General features: G+C 39.0%; 21 protein-coding genes. 16 read left to right on the forward strand and 5 right to left on the reverse strand.

The genetic code is table 11. The features are described from left to right. Positions 1 to 412 precede the first annotated feature (412 nt). From C502_RS0114780 to C502_RS0114790, 3 genes are read left to right on the forward strand one after another with little or no spacing between them, the layout of a single operon-like run. Positions 413 to 925 (forward strand): YfiR family protein, encoded by a 513-nt coding sequence (locus C502_RS0114780; protein WP_018679574.1) that lies wholly within the window; start codon positions 413 to 415, stop codon positions 923 to 925. Between the two features lie 5 nt (positions 926 to 930). Continuing rightward, positions 931 to 2,154, forward strand: coding sequence for a diguanylate cyclase domain-containing protein (locus C502_RS0114785; protein WP_018679575.1), 1,224 nt, complete (start codon positions 931 to 933; stop codon positions 2,152 to 2,154). 8 nt (positions 2,155 to 2,162) lie between these two features. Then, positions 2,163 to 2,642 (forward strand): OmpA family protein, encoded by a 480-nt coding sequence (locus C502_RS0114790; RefSeq protein WP_018679576.1) that lies wholly within the window; start codon positions 2,163 to 2,165, stop codon positions 2,640 to 2,642. A 46-nt stretch (positions 2,643 to 2,688) separates the two neighbouring features. Here the strand turns inward: C502_RS0114790 and C502_RS0114795 are convergent, their stop codons facing one another. Beyond that, positions 2,689 to 3,699 carry a metallophosphoesterase gene (locus C502_RS0114795; RefSeq protein WP_018679577.1) on the reverse strand — a complete coding sequence of 337 codons (1,011 nt, stop codon included), beginning with the start codon at positions 3,697 to 3,699 and terminating at the stop codon, positions 2,689 to 2,691. A gap of 169 nt (positions 3,700 to 3,868) precedes the next feature. On the opposite strand from C502_RS0114795, the gene C502_RS0114800 reads away from it, so the two are divergent. Beyond that, positions 3,869 to 5,434, forward strand: coding sequence for a phospholipase D family protein (locus C502_RS0114800; RefSeq protein ID WP_228129347.1), 1,566 nt, complete (start codon positions 3,869 to 3,871; stop codon positions 5,432 to 5,434). Here the strand turns inward: C502_RS0114800 and C502_RS0114805 are convergent. Continuing rightward, complete coding sequence (locus C502_RS0114805) at positions 5,427 to 6,257, reverse strand: lysophospholipid acyltransferase family protein (RefSeq protein WP_018679579.1); 831 nt, start codon at positions 6,255 to 6,257, stop codon at positions 5,427 to 5,429. The genes C502_RS0114800 and C502_RS0114805 overlap by 8 nt on opposite strands. A 190-nt stretch (positions 6,258 to 6,447) precedes the next feature. Between C502_RS0114805 and C502_RS19285 the strand changes: the two genes are divergently transcribed. The 6 genes from C502_RS19285 to C502_RS0114835 all read left to right on the forward strand — a co-directional run bounded on the left by C502_RS19285 (position 6,448) and on the right by C502_RS0114835 (position 10,304). Then, on the forward strand, positions 6,448 to 6,588 hold the full coding sequence (locus C502_RS19285; protein ID WP_018679580.1) for a hypothetical protein: 141 nt from the start codon (positions 6,448 to 6,450) through the stop codon (positions 6,586 to 6,588). A 74-nt stretch (positions 6,589 to 6,662) separates the two neighbouring features. Continuing rightward, positions 6,663 to 7,991 carry a ribosome rescue GTPase HflX gene (gene hflX, locus C502_RS0114815; RefSeq protein ID WP_018679581.1) on the forward strand — a complete coding sequence of 443 codons (1,329 nt, stop codon included), beginning with the start codon at positions 6,663 to 6,665 and terminating at the stop codon, positions 7,989 to 7,991. A gap of 58 nt (positions 7,992 to 8,049) precedes the next feature. Further along, complete coding sequence (locus C502_RS0114820) at positions 8,050 to 8,412, forward strand: hypothetical protein (protein WP_018679582.1); 363 nt, start codon at positions 8,050 to 8,052, stop codon at positions 8,410 to 8,412. A gap of 12 nt (positions 8,413 to 8,424) precedes the next feature. Beyond that, complete coding sequence (locus tag C502_RS0114825) at positions 8,425 to 9,093, forward strand: LrgB family protein (protein ID WP_018679583.1); 669 nt, start codon at positions 8,425 to 8,427, stop codon at positions 9,091 to 9,093. Positions 9,094 to 9,180: 87 nt separating this feature from the next. Then, on the forward strand, positions 9,181 to 9,624 hold the full coding sequence (locus tag C502_RS0114830) for a DUF2147 domain-containing protein (protein WP_035308665.1): 444 nt from the start codon (positions 9,181 to 9,183) through the stop codon (positions 9,622 to 9,624). Positions 9,625 to 9,860: 236 nt separating this feature from the next. Continuing rightward, positions 9,861 to 10,304 (forward strand): DUF2147 domain-containing protein, encoded by a 444-nt coding sequence (locus C502_RS0114835; protein WP_018679585.1) that lies wholly within the window; start codon positions 9,861 to 9,863, stop codon positions 10,302 to 10,304. Between the two features lie 63 nt (positions 10,305 to 10,367). Here C502_RS0114835 and C502_RS0114840 read toward each other — a convergent pair whose 3' ends face one another. Further along, complete coding sequence (locus tag C502_RS0114840; RefSeq protein WP_018679586.1) at positions 10,368 to 12,551, reverse strand: carboxy terminal-processing peptidase; 2,184 nt, start codon at positions 12,549 to 12,551, stop codon at positions 10,368 to 10,370. 242 nt (positions 12,552 to 12,793) lie between these two features. On the opposite strand from C502_RS0114840, the gene nagZ reads away from it, so the two are divergent. Together nagZ and C502_RS0114850 are read left to right on the forward strand one after the other, a co-directional pair. Next, a complete protein-coding gene (gene nagZ / locus C502_RS0114845) occupies positions 12,794 to 13,813 on the forward strand; it encodes a beta-N-acetylhexosaminidase (protein WP_018679587.1) in 1,020 nt (339 codons plus the stop codon). A gap of 321 nt (positions 13,814 to 14,134) precedes the next feature. Continuing rightward, on the forward strand, positions 14,135 to 14,977 hold the full coding sequence (locus C502_RS0114850) for a class I SAM-dependent methyltransferase (protein WP_018679588.1): 843 nt from the start codon (positions 14,135 to 14,137) through the stop codon (positions 14,975 to 14,977). 56 nt (positions 14,978 to 15,033) lie between these two features. Here the strand turns inward: C502_RS0114850 and C502_RS0114855 are convergent, their stop codons facing one another. After that, on the reverse strand, positions 15,034 to 16,347 hold the full coding sequence (locus C502_RS0114855) for an alpha/beta fold hydrolase (protein ID WP_023274730.1): 1,314 nt from the start codon (positions 16,345 to 16,347) through the stop codon (positions 15,034 to 15,036). 354 nt (positions 16,348 to 16,701) lie between these two features. Here C502_RS0114855 and C502_RS0114860 point away from each other — a divergent pair, with 354 nt between their 5' ends. The 3 genes from C502_RS0114860 to pta all read left to right on the forward strand — a co-directional run bounded on the left by C502_RS0114860 (position 16,702) and on the right by pta (position 21,605). Continuing rightward, positions 16,702 to 17,967: a glutamate-5-semialdehyde dehydrogenase gene (locus tag C502_RS0114860; protein WP_018679590.1), complete on the forward strand. Its 1,266-nt coding sequence runs from the start codon at positions 16,702 to 16,704 to the stop codon at positions 17,965 to 17,967. A 293-nt stretch (positions 17,968 to 18,260) separates the two neighbouring features. Continuing rightward, positions 18,261 to 19,436: an acetate/propionate family kinase gene (locus tag C502_RS0114865; RefSeq protein ID WP_018679591.1), complete on the forward strand. Its 1,176-nt coding sequence runs from the start codon at positions 18,261 to 18,263 to the stop codon at positions 19,434 to 19,436. A gap of 33 nt (positions 19,437 to 19,469) precedes the next feature. Continuing rightward, a complete protein-coding gene (pta, locus tag C502_RS0114870; protein ID WP_018679592.1) occupies positions 19,470 to 21,605 on the forward strand; it encodes a phosphate acetyltransferase in 2,136 nt (711 codons plus the stop codon). 71 nt (positions 21,606 to 21,676) lie between these two features. Here pta and C502_RS0114875 read toward each other — a convergent pair whose 3' ends face one another. Next, positions 21,677 to 22,585 carry a DMT family transporter gene (locus tag C502_RS0114875; RefSeq protein ID WP_018679593.1) on the reverse strand — a complete coding sequence of 303 codons (909 nt, stop codon included), beginning with the start codon at positions 22,583 to 22,585 and terminating at the stop codon, positions 21,677 to 21,679. A 183-nt stretch (positions 22,586 to 22,768) separates the two neighbouring features. Here C502_RS0114875 and C502_RS0114880 point away from each other — a divergent pair, with 183 nt between their 5' ends. Next, positions 22,769 to 23,629, forward strand: a complete 861-nt coding sequence (locus C502_RS0114880; protein ID WP_018679594.1) for a helix-turn-helix transcriptional regulator — start codon at positions 22,769 to 22,771, stop codon at positions 23,627 to 23,629. Positions 23,630 to 23,645: the final 16 nt, after the last annotated feature.

Below are 23,645 nucleotides of genomic sequence, written 5' to 3' on the forward strand. Positions count from 1 at the left end.
TATTTTCGATCGATCAATCAGTAAAAATCCACACAAGTTGTTCTTCTATTCTCTTAATGATCTTCTCGATGATTCGTCATCATCAAGCTAGGTCGGCTATGTTACTCTAATTTCAACTAAAGTCAACAGGTAATTTAGATATTTTCAAAACCTACCAATCTTTCCAAGAATCCAACCTTTAAGCCAAATCCTTGTTTCTCAACAAGTTTTTATCTGCATCACCGCCGATGGATGTGCATTCTACAGCATTCCTAACCCAATACAACCCCCTTTCTTATTATTTCTTTTCAAACGAATGTTTTTTAGACTGATTCATTACTTTTAATCCATTTTCTTCGCTCGTAAGAACTTTTTTTAAACAATCAACTCCAGTAGAATATGTATCTTACTTCACACTTTTTGGCATTTTTGATTGAAAATACGGTTTGCTCGCAAAAAAGTACAATTTATATTACTTGCCGCTTCATTTGCGATAAGCCAGCTTTGTTACGCCATTTCAAACCATAACTTCTATGAGTTAGCTTTAACTATATTGAGTTATAGCAAATGGTCGAATACGTCTAGTCCTATTATTTGCGTAGTAGATAATCCTGAAGCCGCAACGCAATTTCAATTAAGTATTAAGCAATTGACATATGATTATCAGGTGCAATCTATTAGTGCTAAGGATTTTACTAAAACAGATTGCCATGTAGTGTACTTTTCAGTAAGCACACCCCAGCAGCAGCAAAATTTAATTCAGGCCTATCCTTCTCGTTCTTTATTATCTCTAAGTACAAACAATCCAGTATGCGAGATGGGTAGTATTTTTTGCTTATATAACAAAAAAACCTTTTCTACCTTTAAGGTGAATCTAGATGCTTTGAGTTATTCCAAAGTTCATATCGACCCCCGAGTGCTAATCTTGGCGAAGAACACGGAGTAATTATAATGATTTCGAATTTATATCAATCCACTTCATTGCATGCGTTATTCCGTAAATCACAATTTACGATTTTTGCGATTACCTTTGTCATTTGCTCATTTACGTTTGCAACTATTTCGATGTTTACAATGGAAACTTATGCTCAGCAGAATTTACAATTACTGAGCCAAACTGTACTCGAACGTATTCAACCAGCTGTTGTATTCAAAGATAAAAGCGCAATTGATCAAATTTTAGATGACTATACAACTGAACATGCTATCCGCAGTATTCATGTTTATGATCCAGAGCATCAATTATTAGCAGAAAGCGCAAAAAAAATAGCTCATACCTCCTTCCTACAAAACATATTAGACAAATGGTTTCTACACGACCCCATTAAGCTCACAATCATTCATCATAAAAAGCAGGTAGGTGAATTGATTTTATATGGCAGCTCAGAAAATATTTTACATTTTTTAAAAACAATTATTATGGGCTTAGCAATTTCTATGTTTTTTATTGTAATTGCTCTCTTATGGTCGGTAAATCTTACTTATCGTCAAATTATGCAAGCAATCAAACCGTTAACACATATTGCTCAATTGGTAAGTGATCAAAAAGCTTATAATCTACGTTTCCCGAACAACCACATTAAAGAATTCCAAAATTTAAATACGGTATTTAATGAACTCTTAGAAGAAATTCAAATTTGGCATACACATTTGCAAAAAGAGAACCGTCAACTTTCTTTTCAAGCGCATCATGATCAGTTAACGATGTTACCTAATCGGCACTATTTTTATGATGAACTCATCAATATTTTTAAAAATAAACAATATCGTCACAATTCTGCACTAATATTTATCGATAATAATAAGTTTAAGACGATTAATGACCAATACGGGCATTTGGCTGGTGATGCTGTTTTAAGAGAAATGGCTTCACGTTTAATACAAACTGTTCGGCAAGAAGATTTTATTGCTCGTTTAGGTGGGGATGAGTTTGCGATTATTTTACATGCGATTCACCATGCTGACCATTTACAAGCAATTGCTGAAGGCTTACTTGCAAGCTGTAAAGAGCCTTTAGATTTTAACGGTCAAATTATTCATTTTAGCTTTAGCTTAGGAATTGCATTTTCGCAGTTTGCCGACAATCCTGATGATTTGGTGATGCAAGCTGATCAAGCCATGTATAAAGCTAAACATTTAAACCCACACTGGTTTGTTTATAAACCAGAACTTTAGGACACCCTATGCACACCCACACGATTAAAATTTCATTTGTAGCATTACTTTGTCTAGCACTAGTTGGGTGTCTAAGTTTTGGTCCATTGAAACATCGTCAGGTTAAAATGCTAAAAAAAGAAGGTTTCGTTTTAACCGATGAAGGCTGGAGTCTTGGTTTACCTGAACGTCTACTTTTCGATTTTAATAAAGCAGATATTAAACCTGAACACCAGAAAGAGATTGTCCGACTTGCAAGTCAATTGAATAAATATGACTTGCATAAACTCAAGATTGTCGGCCATACAGATGACATTGGTAGCCCTGAATATAACCACAAGTTATCTGAAGAACGTGCTCAAAGTGTTTCTGCTATTTTCATCAATCAAGCATTTAAACCCAATAATTTAACTGTGATTGGGCGTGGCTCAAGCCAACCGTTTGTTCCAAATACATCTGATGAGAACCGTGCGAGTAATCGACGAGTTACGATTATCATCATTCCTTAATTTGTATCAATCTAAAAAAGCCAACTCAAAAGTTGGCTTTTTTCATTTATATCAGTTCAATAATATCAATAGTCGGCGGTACTCGAAACCGAAATGGCACTCCAACCATGCCCGTTCCAACGGTTACGAATACATCTGCATACTCATGCGTGTAGAAGCCTTTTTTATGTCCTAAAATAGAGACTTTCTTCATAATGTAAGTTGTAATCCATGGCAATTCAATTTGCCCACCATGGGTATGACCCGCAAGCATCAATGGACGCATGGGTAATTCAGGTACCATATCAACGGTATCAGGATTATGTGACAAAATCAGCCATGGTTTATCTTGTGGTAAATCTGGCATAAAACGCATATTTGCCTTCCCAGCCCACAGATCACCAATGCCAATCAAACGAAATTCATCAAAATCAATGATTTTCCCTTCTATATCCATGACATTATTTTGTTCTAATGCCGCTTTGAGTAATGATTGTATTGGAGGGCCTGGATATTGCTCATCATGATTCCCTGGCACAGAATAAACGGGCGCTTGGATTCCCTTTAAAACAGAGAGTTCCTGAATCAAACGATTTTCAGGTTCGTACGTCCAGTCGCCAGCAACAACCACAATATCAGGCTGTGCATCATTTAACTTTTTAACTATCGTTTTTAGCTGCCGCTCATGACCTGAAAATAATCCCACATGCATATCAGCAATAAGTGCAACTTTGACAGGTTTTATAAATTCATGATCTGGATTTAAACGGTATTGATGATGCTTAATATGAACCAAATGTGGCTCAATAAATCGGGCGTAAATCAATAAACTGGTTAAGCTGAAAACAAAAATGGTCTCATGAAAGCTGTAGTATGCAGACCAACCTGCATATAAACTAAAAAACCAAAGCGGGATCAGTAAATAAGAGAGATAAAAAGCAGCTAAATGTACAAAAGCTTTAAAAGGATGAATGGTTTCTGTTCTTGCTTGGTGTATCCATGCCTGAGCAAATGCCCATAGCGCTAAACCAATAAAAATAAGATAAAAAGTTAAAATAATTGTGTCTGAATTCGACATTACCACTCTCATTAATCTGACATTCGGGGCATACATCGCATCTCATATTTATAATGTTTGATGAAATGCTATACTCAAGTCCAACTTTTAATCAGTAAAGATTATGACGCAATTTTCTCATCTAAATGGTAAACATACAAAAATAAGTACAACTACTTACAATAAAAGTATGTTTGCGATTTATTGCAGTATCGCGATCACAATCACAGGATGTAGCACCTTACCTAAACATAAATTTGAAGCAGTACAACAAACTGAGATTCAGCCCATTGAACTCAACCAAACAACTTTGGCTCAAATTATTCAACCTTTACAGCAACAAAATCCAAAACTTACAGGCTATCACGTTTTATTTGAGCCTTTAGAAGCATTGGCAGCTCGACTGCGTTTAATTGACAAAGCAGAAAAAACCTTAGATTTACAATATTACATTTGGGACAATGACAAAGTCGGCGCTCTTGCCTTACATGCGCTCATTCGTGCGGCAGATCGCGGCGTTAAAGTTCGTTTACTTATTGATGATAATAATGCGAAGAGTACTGAAGGAATTTTCTTGGCTTTAGCGCAGCACCCTAATATTGAGGTTAAATTATTTAACCCATATCGTTTTCGAAAATACCGCGCCTTAGATATGGTTTTAGACTTAAAACGTATCAATCGTCGAATGCACAATAAGAGCTTTATTGCAGACCATCAAGTTGCTCTAATTGGTGGCAGAAACATGACTAATCAATATTATAATGTCAGTGATAACTACCAGTTTTCTGATGTTGATGTAATGCTTGTGGGTACAGCAGTCACTGATATTTCACAGTCTTTTGACGAATATTGGCAACATAATTATGCCTATGATGTACGTGAAATCGTCAATCAAAAATCACATCGTTTAAGCTATGCGAGTTTAAAACAGCAACTTGATGAGCATTATAAAAGAGCGACTGTGCAAAACTATCTAGATTTGACCAGTAACTCACAAGCAATTGATTCCATTATCAGTCGAGACATTCCGTTAAATTGGGTGAAAGCCGAAGTCGTTAAAGACTCTCCTGACAAAATTAAATCCAAAGCAAAGAAACAAGAACACCTCAACTTCCAACTGATTAACCATTTAGAACAGCCTGAAAATAATATTGATTTAATCTCTGCCTATTTCGTACCTGAAAAAAAGGGAGCTAAAATCCTCAATGCACTCGCCCAAGATGGGGTTGAAGTGAGAGTTCTAACCAATTCATTTCAGGCCAATGATGTGGCAGTGGTTCATGCTTTTTATGGAAAATACCGTCAAGATTTACTTGAACATGGTGTACAACTGTATGAGTTTTTGCCCGCCCTCGACAAAAATGATCTCGATAAACATACTGAAGAATTAGCTAAAAAAGCTAAGGTAAATATCAAAGGATTAAGCCGTTCAAGTTTACATGCTAAGCTAATGGCATTGGATGAAAAACAAGTTTTCATTGGTTCATTTAACTTTGATCCACGCTCTGCATATTTGAATACAGAAATTGGTGTGCTTCTAAATAGCCCACCATTGGCTCAGGCAGTTCATGCCACTATGGATCAAAATCTAAGCAAATATGCCTATAAACTTGTGTTAGATGCCAATAAGAAAATTACATGGCAACGCCAAACCCCTCAAGGCCCTGTGATTTACACTGAAGAACCTCGTATGAAATGGTGGCAAAAAGCAGGAATGAAAATTATTTCATGGCTGCCGATCGAAGGCTTTATGTAGTCTGATTACATTCTGGTACTACAGCCAGAACTTTCGTTTGCAACTCAAGTAAACCTGCTCTCATTTGACGATCAACTTCTTTAGTCAACGTATCAACTGTATGTCCTGCTACAGGAACCGCAGGTAAAGTCAGTAAGTGTGCAATAACTTTTGGCATTTCCAAGACATGTTGTACATGTTTAGCAAACGACATGTCACCAATAAAGGGAGCGACCATATCTAACTCACCCTGTTGATTAACATAACAAATTATGCAAATTTGAACTGGACGATTTGCTTCAATTGCTGCACCTAATAAACGTCCATGTACTTTTTTGACCTGACGACCATCAGTCGTAGTTGCCTCAGGAAAAAACAGAACGGGAATATCTTGTCTTAAGAACTCAGTAATTTGCTCTTTAATGCGAAGTGAATCACCAGAACCTCGTTTAATAAATAAAGTTCCGCCACCTTTTGCGATATTTCCCAAAATTGGCCATTTCTCAACTTCTGCTTTTGCCAAAAAGAAAATCCGAGCACCAGAGCCAAGAACGGCAACATCTAGCCATGAAATATGGTTACTGACCCAAAGCGCAGGTTCCCGTGGAATGGTGCCATGGATCTGTACTTCAATATTAAAGACTTCACATAAACGTCGACAAAAATACTGGACGTAACGTGTATTAATTGGATTATTAGGATCTTTGTATAGGCGATGGCGATAGATGAGATAAAAACCTTCACCAATTGTTTCCAGACCTGAGGCTAGTTTTTTACTATACAAACTCAATTTAGAGATTACATTTAATGGTGTGTTATTTGCTACTGTTGCTTCTTGAGTCATAAAATCATTAAAACCGTACGCATATATGCACATTGCATTGAACTAATTCACTTATAGCATGAGCATATCCGTTTATAAACGTTACCACCATGAGAAAAAACGAATGTGAGTATAATTATTTTCAATTTTAAAAGATATTTTAGATCAATTAACATAAATAAATCGAATTAATAGATAAAAAGGTGATGTGATGAATCAACAACACACGACATCTCAGCCTCAAATCAAAATTCCTTATGGCTATGCTTTAAGAATGTTCCTAGGTTGGTCAATTCTATATATCGGCGCACTGGTCGGCTTAATTGGGCTTTTACATCGTCATATCATATAAATGGACGAAGTCTTTGCCCTTTGCTAGAGGTTTATTCTAGAATAAGCGTTCAATACTCAGGATCTGATAAGCGCGTGGAAAATTTTGAGCGACAACAAGTTGGCGAGCGAGCTATTCTCGTCAGCGTTTCAGTTCAACAACTTGATGATCTTGATACTGAAGAATTTCGATTGCTTGCTCAGTCTGCTGGGGCTGAAATCCTTGAACATATCACAGTACAACGTAATAGACCTGACCCCAAATTTTTTATTGGGTCAGGTAAAGTTGAGGAAATTGCAGAGTTAGTCAATGAACAAGAAGCGGAATTGGTTATTTTTGATCATTCCCTTTCCCCTGCTCAAGAACGTAATTTAGAAAGAATATTGAAGTGCCGTGTGATTGATCGTACAGGTCTTATTTTAGACATTTTCGCACTCCGCGCACGGACACATGAAGGTAAATTACAGGTCGAACTCGCACAGCTCAAGCATTTATCCACCCGTTTAATTCGTGGTTTTACAGGTAATTTAGAACAACAAAAAGGTGGTATTGGTCTACGTGGGCCAGGTGAATCACAACTCGAAACAGACCGTCGTCTCATTCGAGTGCGTATTACGCAACTTAAAGATAAGTTAATTAAAGTCCAACAAACGCGTTTACAAGGTCGTGCCGCTCGCCAAAAGGCAGCGATCCCTACGATTTCTTTGGTTGGTTATACCAATGCAGGCAAATCAACACTGTTTAATATTTTAGCCAAAAGTGATGTGTATGCGGCAGATCAACTATTTGCAACACTCGATCCGACTTTACGGCGTTTAGAATGGGATGGTATTGGTACCGTCGTACTTGCCGATACGGTTGGATTTGTGAGAAATTTACAGCATGATTTGGTGGAGTCTTTTAAAGCGACTTTGGAAGAAACACTAGAAGCGACCTTACTTTTGCATGTGATTGATAGCAGTAGTCCTAACATGCTTGAACAGATCGAAGCAGTAGAGTCTGTTCTCAAAGAAATTGGAGCAGATGCACCAATCTTACATGTTTACAATAAGATAGACATTAGTGGTGATGCCGCAAAAATTATTTATAAAGCAGCTGATTTACCCGATCGTGTCTATGTTTCCGCACATTCTGAGCAGGGATTAGATCTATTAAGTCAAGCCGTTCAACAATGTCTTATGGGACAGTTACAACATTTCGACTTAGTGCTTAAACCTGCTTACGGTAAACTACGCACACAACTTTATACCCTCAATGTCATTCAATCTGAACAATACGATGAACATGGTGATTTGCATTTATCAGTTTGTATTGCTCCCCAGAAGTTACAACAATTGATTAAACAAGCACATTTGCCATTAGACGAAATTCTTGGAGCAAAAGCAGCTTTATTTCACAGACCTTTGGAAGAATTTGAAAAATGACATTGATCATGATTATTGTGATGCGTGATCGTTGATATAGATGAGAGTTAGAGAGAAGATGAAAGAAATTGACTGGATGGCTTGGTTTTGCACGATTTTATTAATTATTGTATTTCGTGAAGGTGCTGTTGCTATTACCACTGTCTTTCATCATCCAGAATTAGGTAATCTTGTCGGGCTGATCAGCTTGCTCACCACTTTATTAATCTGGAGAAGGTTTAGGAAAATTTCCAATCGGCTTATTGATACCAATAACAAGATCATGAAAGAGAGTGCCTTTGCATTTCTGCCCATTTGTGCTGGTTCTTTGATCATGTTAGTTCACTTAGGTAAAGAAATTCCTGTCTTTTTATTTGTATTAACGTTGAGCACTTTATTACCATTATGGGTTTACGCCAAAATGGCAAAGCGTTGGCTATAGGGGTCTATAAATATGTTTATGATTATTTACGGATTTACGATTACCTTAATCAGTTACTTGATTGCAAAACCACTGAATAAAAAAATTCCTCAGATTCCTTTAATTGTTTTTGCAATGTTTATAGTAATTGGACTGTTGGCAATTCTAAATATTCCTTATGAAAAATACATGAATAACGTGAATGGTGTTTTTAATCATTTACTCGGTTATGTCACTGTGGCTTTGGCAATTCCACTGGCTGCAATGCGTTATGATGACTTACCAATTAAATCGATGATTGGCATCTTATGTTTTGCGAGTATTAGTGCTGTTGCACTGCCGATGGGGCTTGCTTATTTACTCCATATGTCTGAGCCAACGATTATGGCTTTTGCAACCCGAGCAGTCACTACGCCTATTGCCTTAAATATTGCAACACTATTACATGCTCCTCTCATGATGGTTTCACTGATTGTAATTTTATCAGGCGTGATCGGGGCAGCTTTCTCGCCTTTAATTTTAAAACACATCCATGATGAACGTGCTTCTGGCTTGGCTTTAGGTTTAGCAGCTCATGCAATTGGTACGGCACAAGCATGGCAACGAGGTCCCATCACTGGTCGGTATGCTGCATTCGGTATGGCTGTGAATGGCGTGTTTACTGCGATTTGGTTACCAACCTTTATTCTATCTCTATCTTAATTTTTTCCTCAAATAACACATAAATATTGAACTAGTTGTCATAAATCCTACATAATGGAAGTTCAAACGTTAAAAGGATTTTTAATGATGGGAAAACAATTAATAGGTGCATTACTTTTATCTGTGATTAGCAGTTGTACTTTTGCAGAAGATATTACGGGTCTTTGGCAAAGCATAGATGACAAAACAGGCGCACCTAAAGCACTCATTGAGATTCGCCAAGAAGCGAATGGTAGCTATGCTGGTAAAATCGTTAAGATCACTCCTCGTGCAGGATATACTCCAAAAGAAACATGCGTAGATTGTCCAGCACCTTATACCAATAAACCCATATTAGGCTTAGATGTAGTCACTGGTTTGAAACATTCAGATGGTTCAAGCTATACAAATGGCCGTATTTTAGATCCAAATTCGGGCAAAATTTATAGTATGAAAGCCAAATTAAGCTCAAATGGTAAACGCTTACATTTGCGTGGCTATTTGGGTGTATCTGCATTAGGTCGTAATCAAATTTGGATTCGTGCAGAGTAATTTATTTTAAATGTAATGCCTATACCATCTTTTATTTGATCTTTTTGATCACGGTTTAAGTCATAAAAACACCTTTATTTTCATTTAGAATTAAAGGTGTTTTCTTATTAAATTGCATAAAAATTTATTGAATTTTCAATTATTAAAAAAATGTACAATTGTAAAATAATGATTGAATATATTATTAGAAATCCGAAATAATAGAGAGACAATAATAGTGGCTGAGTGGCTTAAACATGTATACAAAACTGATTACTTTTTTCTTTTTATTTAGCCTTAGCCATCTAACTTTTGCTCAAGATATTACGGGTATCTGGCAAAGTGTTGATGATCTAACAGGAGCACCAAAAGGGCAAGTTGAAATTACCAAAGAAGCTGATGGAACTTATATTGGTAAAGTTATTAAAATTACCCCACGAACAGGTTATACACCAAAAGAATTCTGTACGGGTTGTCCCGCTCCATATACCAATAAGCCTATTTTAGGTTTAAACGTTATTACCAAACTAAAGCATAAGAAAGATCTAGCTTATAATGGTGGGAAAATTCTAGATCCCAATAGTGGACGTATGTATAGTCTCGCAGCTAAATTAAGTGGTAATGGACAGCGTTTACATTTACGTGGATATGTTGGTGTATCAGTACTCGGTCGCAGTCAGATTTGGATTCGTGTGAATTAAACTGGATTCAGCATAAAAAAGCCCTGTTAGTTACAGGGCTTTTTTATTTCCGTAAAACTCATTTTAACGGCTTTGTAACTGAGAATAGTCCAAAAGTACGTTTGCGGCTTCCGTTATAAAGGTTTCATCTTCAGGTAACGCTGGACGTAAATGTGCTTTCATTTTAGCACGAGACTCAATCAGCGCATCAATAGATGCTTGATAACTTTCCCAATTTGCGTAAGGTGCTTGACCTGTCACTAAACGACGTTGGTTCTCAGCAGCTAATGTTTGTTTTTCTAAGTCAACCAACTCTGCACGACGTTGATCAATATCCAATACCACTGTTTTCTGATCAGAAGTTTTTTTCGTAATCGCTTTACGTGCTTCTAGATACTTAAATTGTGAATCTTTTTCAACACGTTTAGCCGAAAATTGCGCTAACTTGGTTACATATGGTTGTATAAAACCTTCTCGTTTGAATGGTGCAGTTGGAATCGTATCCCATTTCAAGGCATTTTTTGCTTTACGTTCACCAAACTCCTCATTGTAAATATCAACAAGCTTGATATCAGGAATAACCCCTCTATTTTGCGTGCTACCACCAGTAACTCGATAGAACTTACGCTGCGTTAATGTTGCCTGTCCATGTGCTAAAGAATCTAGCTGAACTTGCGCCGTTCCCTTACCTGTGGTGGTACTGCCAATAATAATACCACGCTCATAATCTTGAATTGCAGCAGAGTAAATTTCACTCGCAGATGCAGATGCTAAATTAACGATAACTGCCATTGGACCAGCATAAATTTGCTGTCCACCATCAGTATCCTCGAACACATTGACATTGCCATTACCATCGCGAATTTGAACTACTGGTCCTGACTTAATTACTTGACCAAGCATACGAGCAACTTCTTCCAAGCTACCCCCTGGATCATTACGCAAATCAATCAGAATACCATCAACATTTTTAGCTTTAAGCGACTCTAAAGCTTTAGCCGTATCTTCAGAAACTGAACGGTATTCAGTTCCTGCACGACGAGAACGATAATCAAAATAGAAGGATGGAATTTCAATCACACCAAACACATGTTTTTTGCCATCCCGCGTAATCTCAACTGTACGAGAGCGAACACCTGCATCTTCTTCTTGAATGATATCACGCACTAAACTGACATTACGTGCCTGACTCATCGAAGCACCTGTAGCTAATAAACGTACAGTAACTTTAGTTCCACGTTTACCTCGGATAAGACCAACAATTTCTGAGCTTGGCCAGCCAATTACATCCACCATCTTATCGCCATCTTGAGCCACCCCAATAATGCGATCACCTGATTTTACTTGCCCAGATTTACTGGCTGGTCCACCCTCAACAATCGTTTCAATCTTAGTATAATCTTCATTACCACGCTCAGGGCGAATCGAAACCCCGATACCTTCAAGTTGTAAGGTGGTTTGGCGATTTAGCTCCATCGCATCAATTGGTGGATAATAATTACTATGTGGGTCGTAGGTTGCCAACATTGCATTCAGTGTTTTATCTAACACATCGTCACTTTTCACTCGTCCCATGCGCTCTAACTGACGGGTATAACGTTTTGTAAGTGTTTGAACTGGTGTCAAATCCTCTGGTCCAGTTAAATCCTGCCCATTTGCAAGTGCTGGATTCGCTTTTAACGCTTTTTGCTTGGCTTGTTCTTCTTCTTTACTAATTGTTAAATTAATCAATTGCGAAACTAGCATGCTACGCCAATGTGCTTGCTGTTCTGCTGTCGTTCTAAAATAAGCTGCTTTTTCTCGATCAATCTCTAAATAAGCGTCTTTCTGCTGTAAATTCTGTGGTTTCTGTAATTCAATCAACATAAACTCATAGAACTGTTTCAACCGTTCACGGTATTGAGCATGAATTGCAAAAGGACCTGTCAAGTTCCCTGCTTTTAATGAACTACCAAAGGTTGAAGCATATTTAGTCTTATACTCTTCAACTTCCGCATTTAGAAACAATGAATGATCTGGATCAAGGCTATCCAAATACATCTCTAAAATACGCTTCGAAGTTGTTGCATCTAAACGCATATTCAAATAATGTTGGCGATCAACCAAAGTGGCTAATTGACGTGCAACCAATGCCTGTTCTTGTGATGGGCTGATCATAGTTGAAACGATTGGAGCTTCCGTTGCCGCAAATGCCTCATTGATCGTATGAGAGAAAAATAAACCACCAGTCGCAATTGCAACTGCACACGCTATCATTTGAAGTTTCATAAAATTTTGGTGCTTCCTTGGATATGGCAATTATTACACGCTGCTACTAATTAGTACGAACATATTCTTATCCGATACGCTATTACCAGCTTGTAGAACTCATCGGTCATCTTAAATAAATAACTAACAAGTATTTATCATCAATATCATGTAGTTTTATCATATTCTGTACTGACAAAATGTAGCAAATCATTGCACAATTTAGCTATCGTTTTTTACATCAAAATTCAAACGGAATCCATATGATCGGCGCATTGATGCTGGATATTGCTGGCACAGAACTCACTCAAGAAGATATTGAACTATTACAAGCTCCGCAAGTCGGTGGCATGATTTTATTTGCACGAAATATTGAGTCGCCTCAACAAGTTCGCGCTCTAACAGATCATATGCGTCAAATTCGCCCAGAGATCCTGATTGCTGTGGATCAAGAAGGCGGTCGTGTGCAACGTTTAAGACAAGGTTTTACCTTATTACCTGCAATGGGTCGACTTGGTGAACATTATCTACATCATCCACAACAAGCGACAGAACTTGCTGAACAATGTGGTTGGTTAATGGCTATCGAAGTCCTCGCCGTTGGTATTGATTTTAGCTTCGCCCCCGTTTTAGACCTCAATGACATTAGTGATGTGATCGGTGATCGTGGCTTTGCTAAAAATATACAAGATATCGTGCCATTGGCTGATGCGTTTATGCGTGGAATGAAAAAAGCAGGTATGGCAACGACTGGAAAACACTTTCCTGGACATGGTTCGGTGAAAGCCGATTCACATGTTGCAGCGGCGATTGATAACCGTTCATATCAAGAAATTTACGACAAAGACATGCAAAGTTTTATCAAGTTAATGCCTCAGCTTGATGCACTGATGCCAGCGCATGTGATTTATGATCAAGTCGATCCGAACCCAGCAGGCTTCTCTACGTTCTGGTTACAAAATATTTTACGTCAGCAACTTAAATTTGACGGCGTCCTATTCTCTGATGATCTCAGTATGCAAGCCGCATGTGTTGCTGGCGGTGCTGATGCGCGTATTCAGGCAGCTTTAAATGCTGGGTGTGATATGGGCTTAGTGTGTAATGACCGTGCCGCAGCATGTACAGCCTTAGATGGTATCGAGAAGCTTGCTTTACCAAATCAACAACGCCTAGAACGTATGCGCGGTAAAATTCCAAATATGCAAGTGGACACGACACTTTGTTTGGATGAAAATTGGCAGAACGTGAAAAAAGTCATTGAAGACTTTAAGAATTCGTTTTAATTTGTTCTGCAACTTAGATTAATTCTGATTCAATAAACCAGCATTGCCTCAGAAATGATGAGACATCAGATATTTTTTGTATAAGCAACACCTTACTTTTGAAGGATCAAAAGTAACAAAAATCCGTTGTTAGTCAGAGAGTAAATCCTGAGCCATTTCAAAGCAACGCTTTGAAAACAGCGCAAGGCTGACCAACGGAGGCATTCATGCCAACCCACGATAGTCAATAACAAACTTAAGTCTTATTTGGTTAAAAGAATCTTCAATTTAAAAAGATTTATTTCTCTTCTCCAAATAAGATAAAAACAGAGTCTAGGACAGATGACACAACAACTTTCGAAACATCGCCATATTTCATTTACGGCACATTATACAGGCTATATTTGGTATCAAATGGGCATCTCCCATCCTGCATTCGCAACAGCTAAAGGAAAAACACTGGCAGCATTAGTTCATCCCATTGAGAGTTGGGCTGAAAAATATGTCGGGGGTAGCATGCGGACAACATTAAAACAACGTCACACCATGCTTGATGCTCATTTGGAAGAATTGATCCAACAGCATCCAGACCTACAAGTACTTGAAATTGCATGTGGTTTATCACCACGTGGTTGGTGGTTTAGACAACATCATCCAAATATTTGTTATCGTGAACTCGATTTACCTGATATGGCTGCGACGAAGCAAGCAGCATTACAACAAATTGAACCACATGTCGATGATGTCCTATCTGTCGATTTATTCACAGAGGCTTTTGCCAATGTATTTAAAGTATTCGATCCTAAACGACCTTTAGTGATTATTAGCGAAGGCTTAATCAACTACTTCGAAAAACCCCTACTTCAGCAACTCATTCAAGCAATCGCAACTTATGGCAGCGATTTCAAAGAACTGCACTATTTGACTGACCTTTATCCTGAACCAACGCAAAATAAATTAGCAACCATTATCTGGAATAGCAGTCGCTTATTGAAATTGATGTCACGCAGTGCATTTAGTTTTCATTTTAAAACGCCAGCAGAAGTCGAAAGCTTTTTCTATGAAGCAGGTTTCAAGCAAGTCGATGTACTTCAACCTAAACAGTTCTTCGATCAAACCCGCTTGGAAAACGATCATCAACATCTAGGTGATCTTGTTTGGATGATCCGAGCAACCAATAAATAAAACCCATAAAAAAAGAGAAGTGGTGATTCCACTTCTCTTTTAAAATTTAATCCAAATCATTCAGCTTGCTTTTGACGTCCAATAAACCGTGATAGACGATCTGCGATCTCAAAACTACCATGTTTAAACAGAATACGAAGCCCTTGTTCAGTTGCATCAAAATTCAGACATTCAATCTTAAATTCACCTTCTTCATCAGCTAAATGTAAGGCTAAATCACGTGGATGTTGGCTAACAAAATTAAGCTGTTCAAGGTCATGTAGCTTTAAATACACACCAAAGAAGGTAATATCAACAACATTAACCGTCACTTCCGTATACAAATGGCGATGACTAAGCTTTGTTATTGGTTGTAAAACAGGAATACGCTCTTCACCACGGCGTTCGATCTGCTTCATCTGCTCTCGAGTCATTGAGATAATACCATCAAGATTATTGATGGACTCTCCTTTCAAGAAAGTCGTAAACAGATTCATGGTTTCTTTACGGCGTTGTAATTGGGGTACGTGGTCTGCATTGGCAATCAAAGCAAACTCCATATCATGGCATTGCAACGCAAAATCTGCATTTTCATGCGGCAACGTAAAGCTATCATACTGCCCTGCTGCAACAAGTGTTTTACACTGAGGGACAGGCACATCACTTAAACGTAACAGGCGATTACAGTTAATCTCATAACGTTCACGTTCTGTTGCAGTAAATTCCGCCATTTGTCTAAAGAACAAACGCTTTGCGGTTGGAGACATCCGAGTTTTATCAAGCTTGGCATGATTCACGAGATACAAAATAACCGCTTGACCAAACTCATCCATACGATCTTCACGCATCAAATGCAGAGATTCTTCGAGTAGCATACGCCAACTTTTGCGTGTCTTCTGCATGACGCCCATCAGCACCATGCGATCAATCAGCTCAGGACGTTGATGCGCAAATGAAGATGCAACCACAGAGCCTAAAGACATTCCCATGACTGAAACTTTATCAATACCAACAATATCAAGCCATTGACCTAACATTTTTGATAAAGCTGGTAGCTCAAGAACCCCTGCTGATTCGTCTGTATCAACATTACGAATCTGTTGATTGGCCCCCATCGAAGGTAAATCAATCAAAATGACAGGCCCACTCTCGAAGAGTTGCTCAACGCAATACTTGTAAGAGTTAAAGTTCTGAAATGCGCCTCCGACAATTACAATTGGCGTCTTATAGATCGTTTTAGGATCTGCAATTGCCATATATTCAATTTTCCAACCATCAATCCATGTGGTGCGAGCGGGTTGTTTAAAACTGTTTTTATTGTAAATGTCGAAAAAACCAAAACCTGTGTAGGTATGGTTTAAATCCGAGTCCATTTGGATTATGGAATTCATATCCTTCCTCCATCCTTGTTTATTTTTTTGCTGCAAGAGTCTCATTTTTAGCGATTTCAACTTGCAAGTTAACAAATTTATAAAATTTGTATTACATTTATCCTATACTTTTTCATTCTATACATATGCACGTTTTATACGCAATCATTTCCTTAACCACTTATCTTGTTTAGAACATTAATCTTTTGCAAAATATGTAATCTAAGCTTCATATTCAATATCTTCATCGCACTAAAATAAAAAGATTTGCGCCAATTAACGATTCATAATTTTTTGAATTATCAGTTCCGCCTATTCATTGTTCAGCATTTGACTGTTACTATCTTTATAAATACATGCAATCGTCAAAATGCTATGCAAGACTCTATTCAAAACTATATGCAACAGGTAGGTACGCAAGCACGCCAAGCGTCTCGTATCTTAATGAGTGCTTCTACGCACTTAAAAAATCATGCCTTGTCTGCAATTTATACTGCTTTGGAAAATAATCAAGTACAAATTTTAGCAGCCAATCAAGTTGACATGCAAAATGGTCACCAGCGTCAATTAGATCCCGCATTGCTTGATCGTCTTGAACTGACACCCGCCCGTTTTAAAGGCATGTTACAAGGCTTAAAAGATGTGATTGCACTTGTAGACCCGATTGGGGAAATTACTGATTTGGCTTACCGCCCATCGGGTATCCAACTGGGTAAAATGCGTGTGCCTTTAGGTGTCATCGGTATGATTTATGAATCAAGACCAAATGTCACACTTGAAGCAGCATCATTGGCATTAAAATCTGGAAATGCCATTATTTTACGTGGCGGTTCAGAGGCCATCGAATCGAATAAAGCCATTGCGATTGCGATTCAACATGGTTTGCAAATTGCAGGCTTACCAGAACATGCGGTACAAGTCATTGATACACCTGATCGTGCAGCAGTCGGTCATTTGATTACTATGACTGAATTTGTCGATGTGATTGTGCCGCGTGGTGGAAAAAGCCTGATTGAACGTGTAACCAATGAAGCACGTATTCCTGTGATTAAGCACCTAGATGGCAATTGCCATGTGTTTGTAGAAGCACAGGCTGATCTACAAAAAGCTTTACCGATTGCGCTCAATTCAAAAACACATCGTTATGGTGTGTGTAACGCAATGGAAACCTTATTAGTAGATGAGGCAATTGCGGATGAGTTCTTACCGAGCATTGCTGAATTATACGCAGATAAGCAAGTTGAACTCCGTGGTTGCCCAGAAACACAACGTATTTTAGGTGAATCTGTTAAAACGGCGACGGAAGAAGATTGGTATACCGAATATTTAGGTCCAATCTTAGCTGTGAAAGTTGTCACAGGGATGGATGAAGCAATTGCACATATCAATAAATATGGGTCTCATCATACCGATGCGATTATTACTGAAAACTTTAGTCTAGCGCGTGAATTTTTAGCACGTGTTGATTCAAGTTCGGTGATGATTAATGCTTCAACTCGCTTTGCTGATGGCTTTGAATATGGTCTAGGTGCAGAAATTGGTATTTCAACCGATAAAATTCATGCACGTGGTCCAGTTGGTTTAGAAGGTTTAACCTCACAAAAATGGATTGTATTTGGTGATGGTCAAATTCGCCAGTAACAAAATTTCCATTTAAATATTGCACACGATAAAGCTCATTTAATTGATCTTTATCGTGTTTTTTCATATTTATATACAAAAAACCTGATCAAAACAAACAGATCCATTCAAAGACATTTCTATTTACACACTATACTCATTAGATTCAATTATAAATCAGTTGTATAGGCTAAAGTCTATCTTCGCCAATATGACAACCCATGTTAAAACATTGTGCTTGATTACCCTGCTTATGCGTTGCAGCAAGATCAAAGTGTTCGTCATAAAATTTAAAATTTGTTAGGTGTTCAAACGTGGCTAAATCTGTACTTGTAATTAATTGTGGTTCATCGTCGATCAAATATGCGCTTATTTCAGAACGTCGTGAAGATCGTATTTATGGTTTAGCAGAAAACTTAGGCTCTGCTGAAGCACGTATTAAAGGTGTCACGATTGGGGGTGAACCTCTTGAGCTTTCGATTCCACATGCAGATCATGCCACAGCGCTTGAGACACTTCTTGCTCGTTTAGCCAACTATCATCCTCAAGCGATTGGACACCGTGTTGTTCACGGCGGCAACTTGACCAAAGCAGAACTTTTGACGCCTGAGATTGTACAATGTATTGAAGCCGCAACACCGCTTGCACCCTTACACAATCCTGCACATTTGATTGGGATTGAAGCCACAATGCGTTTGTTCCCTGAATTGCCTCAGGTTGCTGTATTTGATACGGCATTCCATCAAACCATGCCTGAACATGCTTACCGCTATGCTTTGCCACAAAATTTATATACCGAACACCATGTGCGTCGTTATGGCTTTCACGGCACAAGTCACGCCTATGTCACAGAACGTGCAAGTGAACTCGCGGGTGCGAAAAATCAAGGGGGTTGGCTCAGCGCCCACTTAGGTAATGGTAGCTCAACCTGTGCTGTTTGGAATGGTCAAAGTCTTGATACCTCTATGGGTATGACCCCACTTGAAGGTGTCGTGATGGGTACACGTAGTGGTGATGTTGACCCAAGTTTGCATTTATTCCTTGCGAGCAATCTAGGTTGGAGCATCCAAAAAATTGACAACATGCTAAATAAAGAAAGTGGTCTACTAGGTTTATCTGGTCTTTCAAATGACATGCGTACCTTAGTCGAAGCATCAGGAAATGGTCATGAAGGTGCAACACTTGCGATTGAAGTATTCTGCTATCGTTTAGCAAAATCTTTGTCTGCTTTAAGTTGTGGTTTACCACGTTTAGATGGTTTAGTTTTCACTGGCGGTATCGGTGAAAACTCAGCTTATGTTCGTGAAAAAACCTTGGCTTATTTACCTCACTTCGGTTTGCAGTTTAGTGCAGAAAAAAATAATGCTTTAGCACGTGGTACAGAAGGTCGTATCGACAATGGTACAGGCCCACAACTCTGGGTTGTTCCGACTGATGAAGAAGGACGTATTGCGAAAGAAACTCGCCAAGTGATTGAACACGCAGCTTAAACAATCAAAATTTAGACAAATTTTAAGGTTCTTATGAATACTATTTTACTCATCCCAACAGGTGAAGGGGTTGGTCTCACATCTGCGTGCTTAGGAATGATCTATGCACTGGATTGCAAAGGGATTAATGCAGGTTTCTTAAAACCATTTTCTCAACTTGCAGATGCAGCGGTTGATCGTACTGCCACGCTTTATCGTCATTTGTTTCAACATCAATCTGTTGAACCAATTACTTACGAGAAACTGACGCAACTCCTCGGATCAGGCGAAACAGATGAGCTTCTCGAAGAAGCCGTTGCGCTACATCGTAAAATTTCAGCTCATCATGATGTGATTATTGTTGAAGGTCTTGTACCCAATGGGCAAGATCATTTTGCTGGCGAAATTAATGCGGCACTGGCACAGGCACTTGATGCACAAGTGGTGTTAGTCAGCACTGCTGATCTTGCAGATCCGCGTAAAACAGCAGAAAAAGTTGATGCGCATTTACGCCAATTCGGTGGCGCTGCATCTACACGAACGACAGGTGTCTTGTTCATGCGTACCAAGGGTCTCCCTGACGGTACTGCGGCGATTCCTGTCACACTTGACCCTAGCCTTCGTTTAGATAAGCAAATTGCTGAATTTTCCATACAACTACAACGTTACAATCGTTTCATTGGCACAGATGAATTACCGATTATTGGTTTAGTACCCTTCAGTAATATTTTGAGTGTGCCGCGTAGTTTAGATATTGCGACAGTTGTCAATGGAACTTGGCTCAATGAAGGTGAAGCAAAGCAACGCCGCATTTTACATACCAGTTTGATCGCATCTGATATTGAAGCTGAGTTACATAAGTTTGTTGCTGGGGAACTCATCATTAGTGCATCTCAGCGCACAGACGCCTTACTTGCAGCCAGTCTTGCAAGCAGTAACGGTATTCCATTAGCAGGTTTGGTTTTAACAGAACAAGCTGCGCCAGCAGCCAATATTCTCGAATTCTGCCAAGGTGCAATTAAACAAGGTTTACCAATCTTACATACTGCTCTCGATACGCTAGAAACAGCACAACGGTTATATCATTTTGGTAATGAAATTCCAGTAGACGATATTGAACGTGCTGAGCAAGTGACTCGTTTTGTTTCAAGCCATATTGATAATAACTGGCTCGATCAACACACCCAAAACAACCTCAATCCACGCTTATCGCCTTCTGCATTCCGCTATGAGTTGGTACAAAAGTCGATTGCTGCGAAAAAACGAATTGTACTTCCTGAAGGTGATGAACCACGTACCGTACAAGCCGCTGCAATTTGTCAATCGCGTGGTATTGCCGAGTGTATCTTACTAGCGAAACCAGAAGCGGTGGCTGAAGTTGCTAAAGCTCGTGGTATTCAACTGCCAAGCGATCTACAAATTATTGATCCTGATCATATTCGTGATCAATATATTGAACCAATGGTTGAGCTACGCAAAGGCAAACTGGATGCATTACAAGCGAAAACCCAACTGCAAGATACGGTTGTCCTTGGTACGATGATGTTGGCACTAGATCAAGTCGATGGTTTAGTCTCAGGTGCAGTCCACACGACAGCCAATACTGTTCGTCCCGCATTTCAGTTGATTAAAACTGCTCCAAATTATTCGTTGGTATCTTCGATCTTCTTTATGTTGTTACCTGATGAAGTTTATGTCTACGGTGACTGCGCAATTAATCCTGATCCAAACGCTGAACAACTTGCTGAAATTGCGATTCAATCTGCCGACTCTGCTAAAGCCTTTGGCCTTGACCCACGTATTGCCATGATTAGTTATTCAACGGGTACATCAGGCGCAGGGGCTGAAGTTGAGAAGGTTGCTGAAGCAACCAAAATTGCTCAACAACGCCGACCTGATTTATTGATTGATGGCCCACTACAATACGATGCGGCATCCGTTGAAAGCGTTGGTCGTCAAAAAGCACCTGACTCTAAAGTTGCGGGTCGTGCCAATGTCTTCATTTTCCCTGATCTCAATACAGGTAACACGACCTATAAAGCAGTACAACGTGCAGCGAATGTGGTGAGTGTTGGCCCAATGCTGCAAGGTTTAAACAAACCTGTGAATGACTTATCTCGTGGTGCTTTGGTCGATGATATTGTCTTTACCATTGCCTTAACTGCGATTCAAGCAAAACAACAGGACTAAGTTCATCTTGTTGTGATAACACAAAGCCATCTATTGATTGGAAATAGATGGCTTTTGTGCAAATTGCCTGTTCATCTCAGCTTTTTTAACACACTCGTCTTGATCCTCAATGGGCTTTTAACAAAGAAAATCGCATTACCACATAAGATCAAAATCACTCCAATTACAGCATTGAAATGCCATTGATACCCTTCCCATAGCGTTGAAATCACCAAAGCCACCAAAGGAAATAACAAGGTACTATATGCGGCTTTCCCCGCTCCAATTCGACCAACCAAATAAAAATAAGCCGTAAACCCAATCACAGAACCAAAGATCGCCAAATACAATAACGCACCAACTGCACTGAATTGCATACTTGGGAAAAAGTCATCCTGTTTAAACCATGAAATCAGCGCCATGAGTAAAGCACCATACAACATGGCATAAGCATTGGTGGTGAAAATATCTAACCCGTGTTTTTGATGGCGGGTACTAATCATATTCCCCAAAGAAAAACCATAAGTTCCCAAAATACATAGTCCAATACCAATCAAGGTATGGTTATTTAAAGTCGTCCTCACCACGTCATGCCAAAACAAGGCAACAATCCCCAACACACCAAACAAAGCCGCAGGATAAAAGCGTGTCGACACCTGCTGAGCAAAGAATAATTTGGCATTGAGGGTATTAAAAATCACTGCCATCGAAAAAATTACAGCTTCCAAACCACTGCTAATATATTGCACGGCATAGTAAAAACAGACAAAGTTAAAACCAAAAATACAACAAGCCTGTAACATACAAAACAGGTGATCTTGAACTGCTAGTTTTTGCAACTTTCGATTCAAACTAACGAAAGCAAATAACACCATTGCAGAAATAAAAAATCGCCAAAAGACCGCAACACTGACCGAAACCCCACTTTTTTGTTGCAGTGTAATCGCAATCCATGTGGTTCCCCAAATCACCACAACCAAAGCATATAACAGCGCATTCATATGATAAAAACCAAACTCAATCTTTACAAGATGCTATTTTGCTCGCTCAAACCCAATGATTGCTTGCATGATCTTGCGGTGCTTGTCATCAACTTGCGATTTTTATGCATGCTTTTTGCTAAGTGACAAGATCACATGAACGTCCTACACTCATTCCTCTATATTTGGCACTGCGTATAGAAGATGAACTATCAGATTCTAGATCAATTACAACAGCATAAAGCCCAATTGCTCGACTCAGTTGAATTGGGATCGGGTATGCAGCTCGCCATGTGGCAAAATAATCAAGATCGTGTCAATGTCTGTAGCAACCACCACACCTTGAGTATGTATATTCAGGGTGGTTATCAAAGCTATCAGAAGACCGCACAAGGTTGGCATAATGGTGGTGGACCTGACCGTATGTGTCTGATGCCACAAGATTTCGAGTCGACTTGGGATCTGCGTGACTCACTTACTTTTGTACATTTGTACTATACCGAGCAGCATCTACAACGCGTAGCTGAACAAGTCTGGGATCGAGAACCGAGCCAGATTGTTCTAAATCCGCAAATTTTTGTGGCTGACCCACAAATTTCAATGATTTATCGGCACTTCCTACTCAATGACGCTTGGCAAAATCGTGAAAATCATTTGCAAATGAGTACAGCAACCACCTTGCTGCTCAATCATCTGATTAAAAATTATAGTCATGTGCAATGGCAAACGCCTGAAGTCAAAGGTGGTTTGTCCCCTTATGTACTGAAACAGCTATTAGAATGGATTGATCAGCATCTACACCTAAGTTTGACTTTGTCTGATTTAGCGCAACAATGCCAACTCAGTGAATATCATTTTGCCCATATGTTTAAACAATCGGTGCAGATACCACCACACCAATATGTGATGCAACGTCGACTCGAATTAGCACAGCAAGCACTCAAAATAACATCACTGAATCTCACTGAAATCTCATCCCTATATGGCTTTAGCTCAAGCAGCCATTTTAGCCACCGCTTTAAGAAACAGTTTGGCTATAGCCCATCTCAACTGAGAAAAAACTAAAATCCACAGCGCATCT

It is taken from the genome of Acinetobacter tjernbergiae DSM 14971 = CIP 107465 (assembly GCF_000374425.1).
GTDB lineage: Bacteria > Pseudomonadota > Gammaproteobacteria > Pseudomonadales > Moraxellaceae > Acinetobacter > Acinetobacter tjernbergiae.

Bases quoted from the DNA above. Each gene is read 5' to 3' on its own strand.
- C502_RS0114840 (WP_018679586.1), bottom strand. From the start codon at position 12,551: ATGAAACTTCAAATGATAGCGTGTGCAGTTGCAATTGCGACTGGTGGT.
- C502_RS19285 (WP_018679580.1), top strand. From the start codon at position 6,448: ATGAATCAACAACACACGACATCTCAGCCTCAAATCAAAATTCCTTAT.
- C502_RS0114790 (WP_018679576.1), top strand. From the start codon at position 2,163: ATGCACACCCACACGATTAAAATTTCATTTGTAGCATTACTTTGTCTA.
- C502_RS0114855 (WP_023274730.1), bottom strand. From the start codon at position 16,347: ATGAATTCCATAATCCAAATGGACTCGGATTTAAACCATACCTACACA.
- C502_RS0114820 (WP_018679582.1), top strand. From the start codon at position 8,050: ATGAAAGAAATTGACTGGATGGCTTGGTTTTGCACGATTTTATTAATT.
- C502_RS0114875 (WP_018679593.1), bottom strand. From the start codon at position 22,585: ATGAATGCGCTGTTATATGCTTTGGTTGTGGTGATTTGGGGAACCACA.
- C502_RS0114850 (WP_018679588.1), top strand. From the start codon at position 14,135: ATGACACAACAACTTTCGAAACATCGCCATATTTCATTTACGGCACAT.
- C502_RS0114795 (WP_018679577.1), bottom strand. From the start codon at position 3,699: ATGTCGAATTCAGACACAATTATTTTAACTTTTTATCTTATTTTTATT.
- C502_RS0114880 (WP_018679594.1), top strand. From the start codon at position 22,769: ATGAACTATCAGATTCTAGATCAATTACAACAGCATAAAGCCCAATTG.
- C502_RS0114805 (WP_018679579.1), bottom strand. From the start codon at position 6,257: ATGACTCAAGAAGCAACAGTAGCAAATAACACACCATTAAATGTAATC.
- C502_RS0114785 (WP_018679575.1), top strand. From the start codon at position 931: ATGATTTCGAATTTATATCAATCCACTTCATTGCATGCGTTATTCCGT.
- C502_RS0114825 (WP_018679583.1), top strand. From the start codon at position 8,425: ATGTTTATGATTATTTACGGATTTACGATTACCTTAATCAGTTACTTG.
- nagZ (WP_018679587.1), top strand. From the start codon at position 12,794: ATGATCGGCGCATTGATGCTGGATATTGCTGGCACAGAACTCACTCAA.
- C502_RS0114835 (WP_018679585.1), top strand. From the start codon at position 9,861: ATGTATACAAAACTGATTACTTTTTTCTTTTTATTTAGCCTTAGCCAT.
- pta (WP_018679592.1), top strand. From the start codon at position 19,470: ATGAATACTATTTTACTCATCCCAACAGGTGAAGGGGTTGGTCTCACA.
- C502_RS0114860 (WP_018679590.1), top strand. From the start codon at position 16,702: ATGCAAGACTCTATTCAAAACTATATGCAACAGGTAGGTACGCAAGCA.
- C502_RS0114800 (WP_228129347.1), top strand. From the start codon at position 3,869: ATGTTTGCGATTTATTGCAGTATCGCGATCACAATCACAGGATGTAGC.
- C502_RS0114830 (WP_035308665.1), top strand. From the start codon at position 9,181: ATGGGAAAACAATTAATAGGTGCATTACTTTTATCTGTGATTAGCAGT.